Source organism: Limnohabitans sp. Jir72, assembly GCF_003063575.1.
Lineage (GTDB): Bacteria > Pseudomonadota > Gammaproteobacteria > Burkholderiales > Burkholderiaceae_C > Limnohabitans_A.
The window spans coordinates 45,340-62,185 of sequence record NZ_NESC01000001.1 but is presented as its reverse complement, the minus strand read 5'-3'; the positions used below and the strand labels follow the sequence as shown (position 1 = coordinate 62,185).

12 protein-coding genes are annotated in these 16,846 nt (G+C 57.5%); 5 read left to right on the top strand and 7 right to left on the bottom strand.

Annotation, left to right across the window (positions count from 1 at the left end; genetic code table 11):
• Positions 1-12: 12 nt before the first annotated feature.
• Complete coding sequence (locus B9Z52_RS18240) at positions 13-1,176, top strand: glycosyltransferase family 1 protein (RefSeq protein WP_108411870.1); 1,164 nt, start codon at positions 13-15, stop codon at positions 1,174-1,176.
• On the opposite strand, the gene B9Z52_RS00210 is transcribed toward B9Z52_RS18240, so the two are convergent.
• From B9Z52_RS00210 to B9Z52_RS00180, 7 genes are all read right to left on the bottom strand, one after another.
• A complete protein-coding gene (locus B9Z52_RS00210) occupies positions 1,127-2,374 on the bottom strand; it encodes a glycosyltransferase family 4 protein (RefSeq protein ID WP_158270482.1) in 1,248 nt (415 codons plus the stop codon). The two genes, B9Z52_RS18240 and B9Z52_RS00210, sit on opposite strands and share 50 nt — an antisense overlap.
• The gene (locus B9Z52_RS00205) at positions 2,361-3,569 is read right to left on the bottom strand and encodes a glycosyltransferase family 4 protein (protein WP_158270481.1); all 1,209 of its coding nucleotides are present in this window, start codon (positions 3,567-3,569) and stop codon (positions 2,361-2,363) included. Before B9Z52_RS00205 ends, B9Z52_RS00210 begins: the two co-directional genes overlap by 14 nt.
• Before the next feature lie 4 nt (positions 3,570-3,573).
• Complete coding sequence (locus B9Z52_RS00200; protein WP_146182746.1) at positions 3,574-3,954, bottom strand: hypothetical protein; 381 nt, start codon at positions 3,952-3,954, stop codon at positions 3,574-3,576.
• Positions 3,951-4,289 carry an STAS domain-containing protein gene (locus B9Z52_RS00195; RefSeq protein WP_108411866.1) on the bottom strand — a complete coding sequence of 113 codons (339 nt, stop codon included), beginning with the start codon at positions 4,287-4,289 and terminating at the stop codon, positions 3,951-3,953. Before B9Z52_RS00195 ends, B9Z52_RS00200 begins: the two co-directional genes overlap by 4 nt.
• Positions 4,280-5,770: a hypothetical protein gene (locus B9Z52_RS00190; protein ID WP_108411865.1), complete on the bottom strand. Its 1,491-nt coding sequence runs from the start codon at positions 5,768-5,770 to the stop codon at positions 4,280-4,282. Before B9Z52_RS00190 ends, B9Z52_RS00195 begins: the two co-directional genes overlap by 10 nt.
• Position 5,771: 1 nt before the next feature.
• Positions 5,772-6,515 carry a sugar transferase gene (locus tag B9Z52_RS00185; protein WP_158270480.1) on the bottom strand — a complete coding sequence of 248 codons (744 nt, stop codon included), beginning with the start codon at positions 6,513-6,515 and terminating at the stop codon, positions 5,772-5,774.
• A gap of 412 nt (positions 6,516-6,927) precedes the next feature.
• On the bottom strand, positions 6,928-7,632 hold the full coding sequence (locus B9Z52_RS00180) for a DUF599 domain-containing protein (RefSeq protein WP_108411863.1): 705 nt from the start codon (positions 7,630-7,632) through the stop codon (positions 6,928-6,930).
• Positions 7,633-7,896: 264 nt separating this feature from the next.
• Between B9Z52_RS00180 and B9Z52_RS00175 the strand changes: the two genes are divergently transcribed.
• From B9Z52_RS00175 to B9Z52_RS00160, 4 genes are read left to right on the top strand one after another with little or no spacing between them, the layout of a single operon-like run.
• Positions 7,897-10,092, top strand: a complete 2,196-nt coding sequence (locus B9Z52_RS00175) for a glycosyltransferase family 4 protein (protein ID WP_108411862.1) — start codon at positions 7,897-7,899, stop codon at positions 10,090-10,092.
• Positions 10,089-10,868, top strand: coding sequence for a glycosyltransferase (locus tag B9Z52_RS00170; protein WP_108411861.1), 780 nt, complete (start codon positions 10,089-10,091; stop codon positions 10,866-10,868). The genes B9Z52_RS00175 and B9Z52_RS00170 overlap by 4 nt, the downstream gene beginning before the upstream one ends.
• Positions 10,865-12,088 carry a glycosyltransferase family 4 protein gene (locus B9Z52_RS00165; protein WP_108411860.1) on the top strand — a complete coding sequence of 408 codons (1,224 nt, stop codon included), beginning with the start codon at positions 10,865-10,867 and terminating at the stop codon, positions 12,086-12,088. Before B9Z52_RS00170 ends, B9Z52_RS00165 begins: the two co-directional genes overlap by 4 nt.
• Before the next feature lie 10 nt (positions 12,089-12,098).
• Positions 12,099-16,280 (top strand): tetratricopeptide repeat protein, encoded by a 4,182-nt coding sequence (locus tag B9Z52_RS00160; RefSeq protein ID WP_158270479.1) that lies wholly within the window; start codon positions 12,099-12,101, stop codon positions 16,278-16,280.
• The last annotated feature ends 566 nt before the right edge of the window (positions 16,281-16,846 follow it).

The following is a 16,846-nucleotide window of genomic DNA, read 5'->3' as shown; positions in this document are numbered from 1 at the left end:
CACAGGCTGCAAATGACCTCGACACGACAAAAAACCATACCGGTCATTTGGATCAACGCACGCTTCCTCACCCGCGCCATCACTGGCGTGGAACGCGTTGCCATAGAAATCATCTCTGCCTTGGTCGAGCATCATCTGGATCCGCAAGGCCAATGGCATGGGGCCGGTGGACGAATTCAATTTCAATTGATCGCGCCTCAAACGGCGAATGCACTGAATAATCCTTGGCCTTCTTTGCCTATGAAGCAGGCGGGCACTGGCAATGGTCACTTCTGGGAGCAAACAGTCCTGCCCCTCGTCACTTGGCACGATGGTTTGATCAATTTTTGCAATACGGGGCCACTGTTTAAACGCCGTCAGTGGATGTTTCTTCACGATGCACAGACATTTGCAATCCCCGAAAACTTCACACCTGCATTGCGCTTTTGGTACAGGGCGCTTTTTCGCATCAGCGGCTATTTCAGCGCAGGCGTTTTGACAAACTCTGCGTTCTCGGCCAAAGAACTGAATCGATACGCCGCAATTACGCCAGAGCGCATCACTGTGGCGCACTTGGGTGCAGACCATATGGATCGCCGCCAAGTCGATTTCTCGGACCGACTTCAAACGCTGCTGAGTGACCTCAAAGGAAAATTTTTTGTCCTGGCCGTGTCCAGTGCCAGCCCCAACAAAAACTTCGCTGCGGTGATCGCTGCACTGTCCATGCTGGGCCAAGATGCGCCCCCCTGTGTGATCGTCGGTCAACGTTATGACCGGGTTTTTGCCAGCAGCAGCCTTGACATGCACCGTGTTCACCATTTGGGCTATGTCACAGACGGTGAGTTGGTTGCCTTGTACCAACGTGCCGGTGTGCTGGTCTACCCCTCGTTTTACGAAGGTTTCGGCTTGCCCCCGCTGGAAGCCATGTGGCAAGGCTGCCCTGTGATTGCAGCAAACACATCCGCACTGCCAGAAGTCTGCGCAGATGCTGCCATTTACTGTGATCCACACCAAGCTCAATCGCTCAGCGATGCCATCGCGCGCGTGATGCAAAGCGAACCCATGCGACAAAACATGCGTATTCTCGGCATGCAACACGCCAGAAAATTCTTGTGGTCGCATACAGTGCAGCAGGTACTGGACAGCCTTATTCAAAATTCCGCGCCTCACTCTGGTCAAGCTGTGCGGGATCTTTGACACTGGGCGCCTGCCAAGCAGCATGGCGAGCCAAGGCTTCATTGACAGCGCACTGAAATTTCCGTTTAAACGAATCAATCGAAAAACTCTGTGCATGCCGACTGATGGTCGCAGCACTTAAATCGGCCTCAATGGACTCAAACTGCTTGACTGCCTGAATCAGACTATGCACTGTCTGATCTTCAAAAAAAGTACCGGTGGCCACCTTGTTATCACCCAGCGAACTCGACCAACCGACCACCGTCTCCAAAGCACCGCCACGGCCAAACGCAATCACCGGTGTGCCACACGCTTGTGCCTCCACAGGAACGATTCCAAAGTCTTCCTCTGAAGGAAAAATAAAAGCCCGGGCACGACTGAGGTAGCCATAAACCTGATCGGGCGGCAAAAAGCCTGTGAACACACAATCGGGACCCGCTTTGGATTTGATCTTCTCCATCTCAGGCCCATCGCCGATCAACACCAGTTTTTTACCCGGCATGGCAGCAAAAGCCTCCGCCACCAGATCAATCCGTTTGAAGGGAACAAACCGTCCCGCACAGACATAAAAATCTTCTTTTTTCGACACAAGGCTGAACAACTGTGTGTCAACAGGTGGTGCAATGACCGAACTGTCCCGTCCATAAAATTTTGCGATCCGCCGCGCCACAAATTGAGAGTTCGCCACAAATTGATCAACCGCCACAGAGCTTCGCTGATCCCATCCACGAATCCAATGGAGCTGCCAACGGGCAAACCAAGAGGCTGGCCCGCGCTGCAAATTCATCTCACGCAAATACGGCTGGTAATGGTCCCACGCGTAGCGCATAGGGGAGTGGCAGTAGCACACATGAACCTGATTGGGTCCGGACAAGACCCCCTTGGCCACACTGTAGTGACTCGAAATGATCAAGTCATAATCCGTTAAATCCAACTGCTCTATCGCTAAAGGCATCAGCGGCAGCATTTTTCGGTAATGCCGATGCGCACCAGGTAAGCGCTGCAAAAAACTGGTCTTAGGTATCTTGCCCCGCAGAAAGTGACGTTGTTCAGCGGGCACAAAATCAATCAGGGTAAACAGATCGGCCTGCGGGTAGATGTCCAAAATGTGTTCAAGAACGCGCTCGGCACCTCCATAGACCACCAACCAGTCATGCACAACTGCTACGCGCATAGGTCGCATTGCATTCGTCTTCGCAAACTGCTCAGCGGTATGCATGGACAACCTCTTCGAACAGTGCCCTGAATGCACGGATTCGCTCAGAAACATTGAATCTCTGAGCTCGCAAAAATGCGGCGTCGCCCCATTGACGCCAAAGCCCCGGCTGTGCATGGCATTGCGCAATGAGGCGCGCCAAATCATGAACATCGCCCGGAGCGAAGCTCGCACCGGTAACACCATCCTCAACCAACTCAGGAGCGCCGCCATGACGGCTCACGATGCTCGGCCGTCCTGCTGCCGCAGCCTCCAGCACCACGTTGCCTAACGCCTCCATTGAGGCACTTGGAAAAACAAGAACATCAATTTCAGGCCAAAGCACAGAAGGTGCCATGTGGCCACACCATTCAATGTGCAAGTCTGCAAACTGTTCTTTCCACGCAGCAATCTGCCCCTCCTGACCGCGACCGCCCAACACAAGTCGCAATGCAATGCCCTGCTGCTGCAACAGCTGTGCAGCGCCCAACAAGACATCCACGCCTTTGGCATGATCAAGCCGCCCCAAGAAACCCAAACGCAATACAGCCGAATGGCTCCACTGCACGGGCGTAGCGGGCATGGACTGTGCGTCCAGCGCGTTGTAGATGACTGAGCAGCGTGCCTGTTGAAACAAGCCATGCTCTTGGTGCAAGTTCAAAATCGAATGACTGACCCCGACAACAGCATCGAGTGATTGCGCATGCTTGAACCTTGGCCCCGTCAGCACCCGACACTCAGCACACCTTTTTGGGCCATGACCACAAAGCTTTCCATTGCGAAACAAGATGGTTCTGGGACACAGCAAGGAAAAATCGTGCAAGACATGCACAACAGGCATTCTCATGCGAGACAACATGGGCCAAATTGACGTCGAAAATCCTTGCAGATTTTGCGTACAAACCACATCAAACTGATGTGCTCGAACCCAACGCTCCACCACTTTGACCATCCATGGATTGGCCGTGTCAATCACATGCCAGGCTAAGCGACTGACACTCGATCGTGAAACCTTTTGGCGATCGTAGGGCCAATATAAATTACGCAGCGGCACCCGCTCAACGCCTCTGACTTGGTGAATCGAAGATTGCACCGATTCCAAAGTCAGCACATGGACATCGTCCTGTGGCGATAATCCATTCACCAATTGAGCCGCCATGACTTCTGCGCCACCAATTGAAGTCGGCGGATACAAGGCAGAAATCACACCAATGCGCATCGTGCTAATCCTGAGTTTGCAAATGCTGGCCAAGGGCATCAATGATGCGCGTCCAGATCATCTCGATTGAGGGCATCATGTGTTCACACGCTTGCCAATCCGACTTCAACGCCACGGATTCAAAGCGCTCGAAAATTTCCGCCGGCTTATCGAAACCTAAAATTTTGAGCGAAGGCAACTGCGCATGAGTGAGCTGCCGTATGCGCATGCAATCTCGTATTTGGATGCAATGCAACAACACAGGCAATTCGCGGATCAACACCGACCGCATCAGCGCAATCACGCTTGCCAGCAATTGGTCATCGCCGTCCAGACGTGTCAACGCCAAGGCCGGACTCCAGTGCACCGTGTCAAGCGGCGGCAGGAAAGTCACATCTGCACTCATGCAACCCATCCGCTGACAGCCTGCTCTACGCTGGGTTCAATTTCAAAAACACGGTGCATTCGAACCATCTCTAAAAGCAACTGAACTGGTTTATTGACACAGCACAATTTGACCTGTCCGTTCTGGGTCTCGACTTCACGCAGCAACCAAACCAGCACACCCAAGCCGGAACTGTCCATGAAGTTCACATGTTCCAAATCCAACAAAATAGCGGTACCAGCAACCAACCGAGGACGAACGAGATCCTTGAAAAGCGTTGAATTGGAGGCATCCAAAGCCTTCACCACAGGCTTCAGAACTTGGATCTGGCGATGGTCTTTAACCTCTATTTCCATGGTGAAAATCCCTTTTGATCAATTGTTTTTTTCAAAGCTCGTACATACCGAAAGCACAAATCCATCCGATAGCGCAACGAGGCGGAACGAGAAACCTGGTACCGCTCAATCACCATCGCGCCCAACTCACTGCCGTCAGCATCGTTGTTCAACCACTCCTCTTGAATCAATCCCGCCTTCGAGCGAGACAACCATTGGCGGTAATCCGGGGGTTCAACTTCCCACTCCTCCAAAGTGCGAGGGCGCAAACCACATAGATTCAAGTGCCCAACAACCGCCCCCCACATATTGGGAAGCACAAATCCAAAGGCATGCAACCATCCTCGGCTGCGCGGCGTTGCACCCCACCAACTCTGCCAAACTCGAGTCCGCATAAAGGCCAAGGCATAACCAGACTGAACAAACTCGAGCGTGCGAGACTGACCTGAGAATGCAGCGCACCAGATTTTCAGCAGCAACCAAAGTGGCGACAGCATCAAAGCCAAAATCACCCCGATCAAACGCATCCCTGCATAAGACAAAGATCGCCAACCCCATTTGGGAAAGCCACCATCAGCCAATAAATCCAGATCGACAATCGTGAGCCGATCGCGCCATTTACGGCTCCAGACCACGCCGCGCCAAACCATGGCGTCGTGCACATCCAACTGCTCGCCCAACCAAGCGTTTGGACCCACTTGGGTTTGAACGATGTGGCAACCATGACCGACTCGGCTGCGTGCGCCCAAAGCCACAAAAGGCCCCACTTGGCAAGCCTGACCAATCTCAACATCTCTTGCCAAGTAAACGGGCGGGACAATCTCAGCAGTAGGATGAATCACAACACCTCGCGAGATGAAAACGCCCGGTTCGACTTCGCTGGCGTCGATCAACAAAGGCATGTCACGCGACAAAATCCGTTCCATGGCATTCAACAAAGCAGCGCCATCAGAAACATCCGCACCTACTAGCTCATGCTGATGAATACAAACAGAGCGCAAACTCTCTGCCCATCTCGCCCACTGCCCAGTCTTGGCCAAAGCAGCACACTGTCCGGCATCAAGAATGGCCCAAGGCCATGCCGAGGAATGCATCGGCGCTGTCAATAAAGTGCCACACAAAAACTTAGGCTGAGGCGTTGGAGGCAACATCAAGCTGGCCGTACTCGCCAACAAGACATCCTGCCGGTGGAGGGTTAATTGCGCCAGTTTCTTGAACACCTGTTCGGGCCCAGAGAGCGTCAACCAAGTTAGCCGACATCCCCAGCGATCCCCATGTCCCAACAGCTTTTGAACTTGCTGCGGCTCTTCATCCCAACCCATGCAAACGATCTCTTTGATGCCCGAATCTACGATCGCTTCCAAGGCATAAATAAGACTATTTTTCCCAAGTAACGGCGTCAGGTGCACGGGTCTTTCATAAAGAAAAGGTGCCGCTTCTGTTCGATCAAAAGGTGACCCCACAACCAAGACAGCAAACGAATGAGATTCAGGGCCTTGCATCTCAATACGCACCTTTACCAAACAGAACGGCAGGAACTGTTTTGATGATCAGAAAAATATCAAGAAAAATACTCTGACTGTCCACATACTGAATATCCAGGTCGGCTTGTTTGGAAAATGGGATATCTCCTCTGCCTTCGATTTGCCAAAAGCATGTCAACCCTGGCTTGATGTCCAGACGACGCCGTTGGGCCAATGAATATTTGAGAACCTCATCTGGCAGTTGGGGCCTTGGACCGACCAAAGACATATCCCCCATCAGCACACACCACAGCTGCGGCAACTCATCAATGCTTGTTTTTCGTATGAACCTGCCAATGGGCGTAATTCTGGGATCTTTCTTAATTTTAAAAGTCACTCCATCGGCATGTTGATTTTGCGACAGTAATGAACTTTTAAGATCTTCGGCATTTTTTACCATGGAGCGAAATTTCGGAAATTCAAATTCACGCCCCCAGCGACCAACACGCCTTTGCGTGAAGATCACCGCTCCCCCATCGTGAGAATAAATTAAAAAAGAAACAATGATGAAAATTGGAGAAAAAATAAGCAATCCAAATATTGCACCAAAAATATCCAATAATCTTTTAAGGGAAGCTGCGAAATATATAATAAGATACCATGCGCTAATTTTCAATTTAAGACGAATTCGGTTCAAACCAGACCGATCACTGTATCGACTCTCAAGCGTCTTCAACACATCCAGGCGATGTGCCTGTGAAACGGACGAAGCTTGCAATTTCATGATTAAAAAATTTAATACATTGATTCGTCTATCATACATCACAATACACATACTGAAAAACTAGTTTGATGTAAATTTTAATACTTTTAAAATCAATTTAAACAGAAAATTTAGATTAAATGATTTTTTGAAATATATGATTTACTCAATCATACAAAATGCCTTAATGACAGCATTTTTCACAGAACATTCACCGAATATATTGAAAATTATAAATACAAAATATTAGTTAAAATTAATTAATTCGCAAAAAACCGTGTACGGTCCAAGACTTTAATAAAGAAAAGGGGTGATGAAGAAATAGACCCCTGCTGATAAAACAACTACAGCAACACGGTTCGCACACATGCAAGTTGTCATCGATTGCCTGGCGCGTTGGTGATTACCCAACCATTGGAGGGACTGGCAAGGCTCAAAATCGCTCGTCACGCAAGACTTGTAACACGTCTGAACGAAATTCACGCCCATACAAAATCAGCACAACCAAAGCCGTAGCCAAGACCAACGCAAGAGATGAAAAAAACCAGGCCATGGCGGCGAAGGAAAAATAATAGGCTCGCAAACCATCGTTGAAAGTTTCGGCAGCAGCGCTCACCAGTTTGCCTGCGCGCTCCGAGAAGCACTGGCGATCCAACTGCTGACAGGCGAAATCAGCTGGCGGCGGCATGGCCCCAATGACCAGAGCGACGAAAGTGTACTGTCGCATGGACCAGGAAAAGCGGAAAAACGCATACACAAAAATACCCACCAAGAGCAAAATCTTGAACTCAAATACCAAGATTGGCGTTGGCTGCGCAAAGGGGATTTCGCGCACCAACTCGGCGGCCTTATCGGTGGTGCCCAGCAAAGCAAACAAGCCGCCGATGATGATGATCGTGGTCGAGGAAAAAAAAGCCGGTGTTTGCGACAGATTTTGCGTGATCAGGCCATCGAGCATGCGCGGATCACGACCGGTCGCTTGCACCATCCACAGTTGACGGTAACGGTTGGTGGTGGCAATCAGGCTTTGGTCGCGCAGCCCCCGCACCTTAGCCAACCAAGCGTAACCAACCCACAAGCCAAAAAACGTGAACAGAGCCATCCAATCGGCCCAGGGCAACATCGAAATGATTTTCATAAGTCACCATCGTAACAAGGACAAGCCTAAGCGGCGACTGGCCTTTGCATGACAGCAGAACGCCAAACGATTAATTTTTAAGGACTCAAAAAAATCGTCAACATCCATTAAAGTAGGAATATGAAACCATAACCACTACCTTGGGATCTGTCACAGCGCGCTTGTAAGCCTGCGAAATCTAAGACCTCTCTGACTCAACCCCCTGACCGATACCGCTTCGCAGCAAGCTCAGACAACAGCGCAGGCGGTACAACTCAAAACACCATGGCCAAAACACCGCCCCCCCCACGCATCGGGCTGATCCTCACCGAAGACGCCATCTCCATGGACAACCCTAAACTCATGGGGCGGCAATCGGCAGGACACGGTTTTTTACGGGCATGTCTAAACCACAGCAGCTTGCGAGAGCGCATCACCTTGCTCACGCCAGGCACCCAAGCCCGCGACGCCGTGCGCAAAGTGGTGCAGCAATGCCTGCCCTCGCAGGCCAAAGAGCTGATCCTGCCCGAATTAAACCTGCACAGACCGGCCACATGGAGCGCGCTTGACGTGGTCCACATGCCCGCCCCCATGAGCAGCCGACAACTCGCGCAGCGGGGGGTGCACCGACTCAACGGGCTGAGCCTGTCAGGCGTGACCCACACCATCAGCTCAGCCCAGATCGTGCAGCAACTGAGCGCCTACGTGCGCGAACCCACCCGTCGCAGCGATGCCCTGATTTGCACCTCGCAGTCAGTGCACAAGGCCGTCGAGCGTATTTGGCAAGTGGAGCAAGCCGTCTTGCAAAGGCGCTTTGGGCCATTCCGGCAAGCCCCTGCACTGCCGGACCTGCCGGTGATACCGCTGGGCATTCACACTGGGGATTTCGCCTTCACGCCCATGGACCGACTGGCCGCCCGCACCACCTTGGGATTTTCGCCTGACGAGCAGGTGGTGCTGTTTGTGGGGCGGCTGAGCTTTCACGCCAAAGCCAACCCTCTGGCCTTGTACCGTGCAGCTGCCCAAGCATCTGGTCAGACCGGGCAAAAAGTGCGCATCCTCGAATGCGGCTGGTTTGCCAACGAGCCCACCGAGCACGCTTTTGACGAAGCTGCACACCAATTTGGCATCACCGTTCAAAGGGTTGACGGGCGCAACGCCGCCCTGGTGCAACGCTGCTTTGCTGCTGCAGATGTGTTTTGCTCACTGTCCGACAACATTCAAGAGACCTTCGGGCTCACACCGCTGGAGGCCATGGCAGCAGGCCTGCCCTGCATCCTGAGCGATTGGAACGGTTATCGCGAAACAGCCCTACACGGCGAACACGGTTTCCTGATCCCCACCCAGATGCCCAGCCGTGTCGGACTTGACGGCCTTGAACACCGCTACGCAGACGACGCGCTCAGCTACGACCACTACATCGGCCACGTCCACGCCCTGACATCGGTGGACATCGAAGCTGCAGCCCAGGCCCTGACCCTTCTCTTGACACAACCGCCACTGCGCCAGCGCATGGGCCAAGCCGGGCGAGAGCACGCTCGCCAGCACTTTGACTGGCATCACATCATTGGCCGATACGACGAACTGTGGCGTGAGCAAAAGGCACGCCAACAGGCGGACAGCGGACCGCGCCTGCCCCGCATCCAAAGCGCCCGTCTGAGCCCAGCCGACCTTTTCGGCCACTACCCCAGCAAAAAACTGCAGCCCAGCACCCCGCTGTACCGCCAGGAATGGCCGGGCGTTTACACCGCCAAGGCGACCGCATCGCAAGCGAGAGACATTCGCCAGTGGCGCATGTGGAGTTTTCTGGTCGAAACTTGGCTGCCCCCAGCAGACAAAGTGGCCCAAGCCCTGCCCGCCTTGCACAACACGCAGCCGCGCAGCATCGGCGAATGGGGTCAATCTCTGCAACTGAGCACGGCCCAAAGCCTGCGCTTGGCCGGATGGCTCATCAAAATCGGTCAGGTCCGCACCCAAGCGCCTGCGGCAAGCAGTCTCAAGCGCCAGATCCACCTCATTTGCGAACTGCCCCATCTGGCTGACAGAGCCGACATCGCACGGCTACTGACCGACGAGCGCTGGGTGCTGCACCCCATCGACACCAACACAAACACCGTCCGCTGCCTGAGCACCGAGCTGCAAGCCATTGCGCAGCAAGGGGGGCACGCATTTTGGCTTTCGCCGCAAGCCCACATCCAAGACTTCTGGCTGGCTGAGCGCCTGCACGATGCCTGGGCGCAAATGGCTCTGGTCAAGCAACTGCCGCATGCCTTGGCCATGCGCCATGACCTGCTGCTGGCCAGTCAGGCATCAGACAGGACCCAACAAGCCAATGATTTGCCCGCCCTCGCAGGCCAACTGCAAGCGCTTTGTCAGGCCCATGGCTTGGCCTCGGGCAGCTGGAACATGGCTGTGGCTGCGCCAGATGCTGCCACGCCAGCGGCCACCCCCCAAACACCTCACAAAGGTGCCCGGACATGAGCTTCCCGAACAGCCCTCCCCTGGTGGTCTTCGTCTGCGCCACCCGGCTCAGCGTGGACGACTTTTGGCTAAAGGCACCCTTGGGGCAATCGCTGACCCGACTGCAAGGACAAGGCGTGGCCTTTGCACTTGAATTGGCTGCACAAAATGCCAGTCCCCTGGCCACGCTTTACAACAAAGCCATCGCGCATCGTGCGCCCGAGCAAATTCTGGTGTTTATCCACGACGACGTGCGTCTGGATGACCTGTTCATCGCTGATCGTCTGGTCGAAGGACTGGCCGTTTTTGACGTGATTGGGGTGGCAGGCAACCGCCGCCTCAAACCCCGACAAGGTGCCTGGGCCTTTGCCGAAAAAATGGGCCAATGGGACCATGCCCACAACCTGCTGGGCGGCATCAACCACGAACTGCCCGATCGGGCCAACGGATTCAGCCGCTATGGCCCCACCCGCACAGCTGCACGCGTGCTCGACGGCGTGTTTCTGGCTGCACGCGCAGGAACACTGCGATTGCACAAAGTGCAATTCGCGCCCGAACTCGCCTTTCACCTGTACGACATGGAGTTTTGCCAGCGTGCGCACCGGGCCGGACTGCGCATGGGCGTCTGGCCCATTGCCATGACGCATTTCAGTGGTGGCCAATACGACTCGGACAACTGGAAACAAGCCTACAAGACCTATTGCCAATTCAATTGGCCCACACCTGCGTCCAAACACAAGGACGAAAGCGACGAGGCCCAAGACCAAACCCCCACACCCGATTCACAGCCCTCATGAAAATCCTCTTCATTCACCAGAACTTTCCGGGTCAGTACCGGGCGCTGGCTCCCTCCATGGTCAAGCAAGGCCACGAAGTGATGGCCATCTCAAGCCGCAAGGAAACCAGCATCCAGGGCATCCCCAACATCAGCTACGAGAACCCGCGCAGCTCCAGCAAAAACATCCACCCCTGGCTGCAATCGACCGAAGCGGCCATCATCCGAGGGCAGGCCGTGGCCAGCACGCTGGAACAACTGATCAAAAACGGCTTTGTGCCCGATGCCATCGTCGGCCACGCCGGCTGGGGCGAAATGCAGTTCGTGCGCCAGGTCGCGCCTCACGCCCGCATCGTCAGTTTTTGTGAATATTTTTACCACGGCCAAGGCAGCGATGTGGACTTCGACCCCGAGTTCCCTGCAGCCCCTGATGCCATGTTGCGCTGCCATGCACGCAACCTGCACCTCACATCGGCCCTGGTTGACTCGGACGTGGGCCTGTCGCCGACCGAATGGCAAGCCAGCCAATTCCCAGACTTTTTGCGCCAACGCCTTGAGGTTTGCCACGACGGCATCGAAACCGATCGACTGACCCCCCACAAGGATGCCTGGATCAAACTTGGGCGCGACAACATCAAGGCCCAGATGGGCGATGAAATCATCACCTTCATCAACCGCAACCTCGAACCCATGCGCGGCTACCACAGCTTCATGCGGGCACTGCCCCACATCCTGGCCGAGCGCCCCAACGCGCGGGTGATCTTGCTCGGCGGCAACGAAGTCAGCTACGGCCCGGCCCCGGCCACCGGCGGCGGCTACAAAGCGCAATTCCTGCGCGAAGTGCAAGACAAAATCGACCTGTCCCGCGTCCACTTCGTCGGCCAAGTGCCCTACGGCACCATGGTCAACATGCTGCGCATTTCTGCGGTGCATGTGTACCTCACGGTGCCCTTTGTGCTGTCTTGGTCCATGCTCGAAGCCATGAGCCTGGGCTGCTGCGTGGTCGGCTCGTCCACACCGCCCGTTCAAGAAGTCATCACCCACGGCCAAAACGGCTTGTTGGTGGACTTCTTTGACCCCAAAGACATCGCACGAAAAGTGTGCGATGTTCTGGCACGGCCCAAGGACTACCTGGATATCCGACGTGCAGCACGGACCCACGTGGTCCAGCACTACGACTACCAAAGCGTCTGCCTGCCCCGACACCACCGCATCATCACAGGCCAAGCCATGCGCGCTTGAGACAGGCTCAATGCCCATGCTGCCAACGCCCGAAAGCATTCAAGCCCAAACACTTTTCAGGCTGGGTGCCCAATTGCACGCCGACCGACAGCTGGACGGCCAACAAGCTCTGAGCGTGTTTGAACAAGCCCGGCAGCTCACCCCGAACAACCCCGACATCCTCAATGCACTGGGTGCCGTGCTCGCGCGCATGGGCCGCGACGACCAAGCCATTGCCCGCTTTGAGCAAGCCCTGGCCAGACAGCCGCAACACGCCGACGCCCTGGAGAACCTGGCAGGTCTGCTGCACCGCACCCGCCGCTACGCGCAAGCTGCCGAGCACTGCCAGCGTTGGTTGGCACAAAGCCTGCAAGGAGGACAAGCCGCCCCCTACATGCTCGGTCGCCTGGCCTACACACGCCGACTCATGGCCGACTGGACAGACGACGCCCAGCGACAAAATCAACTCCAGCAAGCCCTGCGCAGCAGGCAACGCACCGCATGGCCATTTGAATACCTGGGCTTCAGCGACGACCCTGCCGAACACCTCCACTGCGCCCGCCAACTGGTGCAAGACCGACACCCGCCAACCGCGCCCCTGTGGACCGATGCACGCTGGCAAAACCCGCGCATCCGCGTGGCCTACCTGTCCAACGACTTTTGCAACCATGCCACCGCCGTGTTGCTGGCCCGCGTGCTCGAATTGCACGACACGAGCCGGTTTGAAATCTTCGCCCTGTCCTGGACCCCACTGCAAGACAGCATGCAGCAACGCATCCGCGCAGGCGTTGAGCACTTTATCGACATCTCCGGGCAAAGCGATGTGCAAGTGGCCCAGTGGATGGCCAGTCAGCACATCGACATCGCCATCGACATCAAAGGCTTTGCGCAAAACTACCGACTGGGCATCTTCGCGCACCGGCCCTGCCCCATTCAGGTCAACTACCTGGGCTACCCTGGCTCGCTGGGTGCGCCCTACATCGACTATTTGATCGCCGATCCGCATGTGATTGCCCCGGCAGACCGCCTGCACTACAGCGAACACCTGGCCCGCCTGCCCCACAGCTACCAAGCCAACGACCCCCTGCGCAGCGTGGCCCCAAGCTGCCCCAACCGCGCCCAGCTGGGCTTGCCCGAAAAAGGCTCAGGCACACAAGGCTTTGTGTTTGCCTGCTTCAACAACAGCTACAAAATCACGCCCGACGTGTTCGGCCAATGGATGAACATTTTGAAGGCCACCCCCGGCAGCGTGCTGTGGCTGCTCGATGCCAACGACCAAGTGCCCAGCCGCTTGCGCGAACAGGCCGCTGAACACGGCATCGACCCCACGCGGCTGGTCTTTGCCCCACGGGCACCCACCCCCGAACACCTGGCCAGACACGTCCACGCCGATCTGTTTCTGGACACCTTTCCCGTCAACGCCCACACCACCGCCGCCGACGCCCTGTGGATGGGACTGCCCGTGCTGACACGCTACGGGCGCAGCTTCTCCAGCCGGGTCGGGCTGTCGCTGCTGCACGCCTGCCAGCTGCCGCCCGAAGCCGATGCCCCTCACACAGCCAACACGCCCCATGCGCCCTTGATCAACACCCTGGTCGACACCCTGGCGGTCGACCAAGCGGCCGACTACGTTGCCCGCGCCGTGGCCCTGGCCCAGCAACCCGAACGCCTGCACAGCCTGCGCGCGCACCTGTGCAGCCACCGCGCCCGTTTGCCCCTGTTCGACGCGGCCCTCACCTGCCGTCACTTGGAAGCGGCCTACACCGCCATGTGGCAACGCTGGCAAAACGGCCTGGCACCGGCCGACATCACGGTACCCGCCACGCCAGCGCTGAAGCCGTCATCGTCATCAGCCATCACCGCCCCGGCCCCCAAGCTGTCGGCTGCCAGCGCCCAAGAACTGCAAAAACAAAGCCTACACTTGCTGCAGGCCGGTCAAACCGAAGCCGCCCTGAGCCTCTTTGACGAAGCCCTCAAACACCGGCCCACCGAAGCCACACTCTGGCAAGCGCGTGCCCACAGCGCACTGCGCGTGAACAGCCGCGCGGCACAGGCACAAGCCCTGAGCGACCTGCAGCAAGCCCACCGGCTGGCCCCGGACAACGAGCGCCTGCGCTACGAACTCACCCTCACCCTCGAACAAGCAGGGCACACCCCAGCCGCCTGCGAACACCTCGGCCAGCTGGAAAGCCAGGCCCCGCACAACACCGAATACCCGCTGCTGCACATCCGGCTGCAGCGCAAGCGTGGCCAACTGGCCACCGCCCTGGCACTGTGTCAGGCCTGGACCGCACGGCAAGCCCGGCACAGCGGCGCTTGGGTGCAACAAGCCTCGGTCCACCTGGCCTTGGAACAACACACCGAGGCCCTGGCCTGCGTGCAGCAAGCCCTGGACCTCCAGCCGGGCAACGCCGAAGCCCTGAACCTGCGCGGCATGCTCGGGCGCGCGCATGACCTGCCCACCCCCCAGGCCCTGGCCGACTTCGAGCAAGCCCACGCACGCGAGCCCCACAACCCCTACTATTTATCGAACATCGCCATCACCCTCGACGAGCTGGGGCAACTGGCCCAGGCCCGTCCGTGGTGGCAGCGGTTGCTGAGGCTGCCTACGCCAGCCGCCGGACATCCGGGCGATGTGCTGCTGCTGCAAGCCCGTGGGGCCGAGCAACTGGACGACACCCCCCAACAACGTCAGCTGCTGCAACTGGCCACCGAACACCTGCCCAACCACTTTGATGCCTGGCTGCAATACGGCCACAGCTGCACATCGCTGGGGCAAGACCTGCAAGCCCGAGACGCTTACCAGCACGCCCTGCGCATCGAACCCGACAACGTGCACGCCCTGTCGGCCCTCATGCGGGCCGAGCGCTGCGTGGGCGACTGGCAGCACCACGATGAGCGGCTCCAACAGGTGCTGCACGCGGCCGCGCACAGCGACGTGCCGGTCAACCCCTTTTTGATGACCATCGTCAGCGACGACCCCGCCTTGCAACGCCGTGCGGCCGAGCTGGAATCGGCCCTGATTGGGCAGCACATCCAGCCCCTGCCCTTCCCCTTCCCCGTAGTGTCCCATCCGGCGCGCAGCGCCCGCCTGCAACGCCTGCGCATTGGCTACTTTTCTGCCGACTTCCATGACCACGCCACCAGCTACCTGATGGCCCAAATGCTCGAATCGCACGACCGGCAGCAGTTTGAAATTTTTGCCTACAGCTTTGGCCCCAACGCCCGGCAGCACGCCTACCGTCAGCGCCTGGAACGCGGGATCGAGCACTTTCACGAAGTCAGCGCCCTGGGCCCGCGCGCCATCGCCGAACTGGCGCGCACCCATGAACTCGACATCGCCGTCGACCTCAAAGGCCACACCCGCCAAGGCCGGCCCCATATTTTTGCCTGGCGTGCCGCCCCGCTGCAGGTCAGCTACATCGGTTTTCCGGGCACATCGGGTGCCCCCTGGATGGACTATGTGGTCGGCGACGCCAGTGTCATCCCACCGGGCGACGAAGCCTTCTACACCGAGCAAGTGATCCGCTTGCCCGGCTGCTACCAGGCCAACGACACACAGCGGGCCGTGGCCACCCCCGGCCTCAGCCGCGCCCAAGCCGGACTGCCCGAAGACGCGCTGGTGCTGTGCTGCTTCAACAGCACCTTCAAAATCAGCCCCGAGATGTTTCAAGTCTGGCTGCGCATCCTGAAGCGGGTGCCGCAGGCCGTGCTGTGGCTGTTTGACAAAAACCGGCAAGTGCAAGACACACTGCGCCAATGCGCGGCCGCGCAAGGCCTTGCGCCCGAGCGGCTGGTGTTTGCCGAGTACGCCCCCCTGGCCCAACACCTCTCGCGCTACCGGCTGGCCGACCTGTTTTTGGACACCGCGCCCTACAACGCCCACACCACCGCCAGCGACGCCCTCTGGGTGGGGCTGCCCGTGCTCACCCTGAGCGGGCGCAGCTTCGCCTCACGCGTGGGGGCCAGCCTGCTGAGCAGCCTGGGCCTGCAAGAACTCATCACCCACACCCTGGCCGACTATGAAAACCTGGCGTTGCAACTGTGCAAGCAGCCCACGCGGCTGCAGCAATTGCGCCAACGCGTGATGCAAAGCCCCCAACGCGCCGACCTGTTTGACGGCCAGCGGCTCGCCCAACGGATGGCATCGGCCTACAGCCACATGGCACAAAGACACGCCCAAGGCCTGCCCCCAAAAGGCTTTCAGGTCTAAGCCCTCATCTTGCAGCCGCCCACCCCGTGGCCGGGGCACGCAAAAGCTCGTAGGGGCCCACCCCTGTGGGCGATGGTTGGCAGGGCGTGTGCCACGCCCATCGCCCACGGGGTGGGCTCCTACAAAAACCAGGCATTGGCTTTTGCTTTTGCGCAAACGCTTGCGAGCAACGGATCTCCCCTTGGGCGGGGCACGCAAAAGCTCGTAGGGGCCCACCCCTGTGGGCGATGGTTGGCAGGGCGTGTGCCACGCCCATCGCCCACGGGGTGCGCTTCTACAAAAAACCAGGCATTGGCTTTTGCTTTTGCGCAAACGCTTGCGAGCAACGGATCTCCCCTTGGGCGGGGCACGCAAAAGCTCGTAGGGGCCCACCCCTGTGGGCGATGGTTGGCAGGGCGTGTGCCACGCCCATCGCCCACGGGGTGGGCTCCTACAAAAACCAGGCATTGGCTTTTGCTTTTGCGCAAACGCTTGCGAGCAACGGATCTCCCATTGGTCGGGGCACGCAAAAGCTCGTAGGGGCCTACCCCTGTGGGCGATGGTTGACAGGGCGTGTGCCACGCCCA

What these genes read in the sequence shown, in the direction of transcription:
- B9Z52_RS18240 (WP_108411870.1), top strand. Translation starts at nt 13, where the DNA reads ATGACCTCGACACGACAAAAAACCATACCGGTCATTTGGATCAACGCA.
- B9Z52_RS00210 (WP_158270482.1), bottom strand. Translation starts at nt 2,374, where the DNA reads ATGCATACCGCTGAGCAGTTTGCGAAGACGAATGCAATGCGACCTATG.
- B9Z52_RS00205 (WP_158270481.1), bottom strand. Translation starts at nt 3,569, where the DNA reads ATGCGCATTGGTGTGATTTCTGCCTTGTATCCGCCGACTTCAATTGGT.
- B9Z52_RS00200 (WP_146182746.1), bottom strand. Translation starts at nt 3,954, where the DNA reads ATGAGTGCAGATGTGACTTTCCTGCCGCCGCTTGACACGGTGCACTGG.
- B9Z52_RS00195 (WP_108411866.1), bottom strand. Translation starts at nt 4,289, where the DNA reads ATGGAAATAGAGGTTAAAGACCATCGCCAGATCCAAGTTCTGAAGCCT.
- B9Z52_RS00190 (WP_108411865.1), bottom strand. Translation starts at nt 5,770, where the DNA reads ATGCAAGGCCCTGAATCTCATTCGTTTGCTGTCTTGGTTGTGGGGTCA.
- B9Z52_RS00185 (WP_158270480.1), bottom strand. Translation starts at nt 6,515, where the DNA reads ATGAAATTGCAAGCTTCGTCCGTTTCACAGGCACATCGCCTGGATGTG.
- B9Z52_RS00180 (WP_108411863.1), bottom strand. Translation starts at nt 7,632, where the DNA reads ATGAAAATCATTTCGATGTTGCCCTGGGCCGATTGGATGGCTCTGTTC.
- B9Z52_RS00175 (WP_108411862.1), top strand. Translation starts at nt 7,897, where the DNA reads ATGGCCAAAACACCGCCCCCCCCACGCATCGGGCTGATCCTCACCGAA.
- B9Z52_RS00170 (WP_108411861.1), top strand. Translation starts at nt 10,089, where the DNA reads ATGAGCTTCCCGAACAGCCCTCCCCTGGTGGTCTTCGTCTGCGCCACC.
- B9Z52_RS00165 (WP_108411860.1), top strand. Translation starts at nt 10,865, where the DNA reads ATGAAAATCCTCTTCATTCACCAGAACTTTCCGGGTCAGTACCGGGCG.
- B9Z52_RS00160 (WP_158270479.1), top strand. Translation starts at nt 12,099, where the DNA reads ATGCCCATGCTGCCAACGCCCGAAAGCATTCAAGCCCAAACACTTTTC.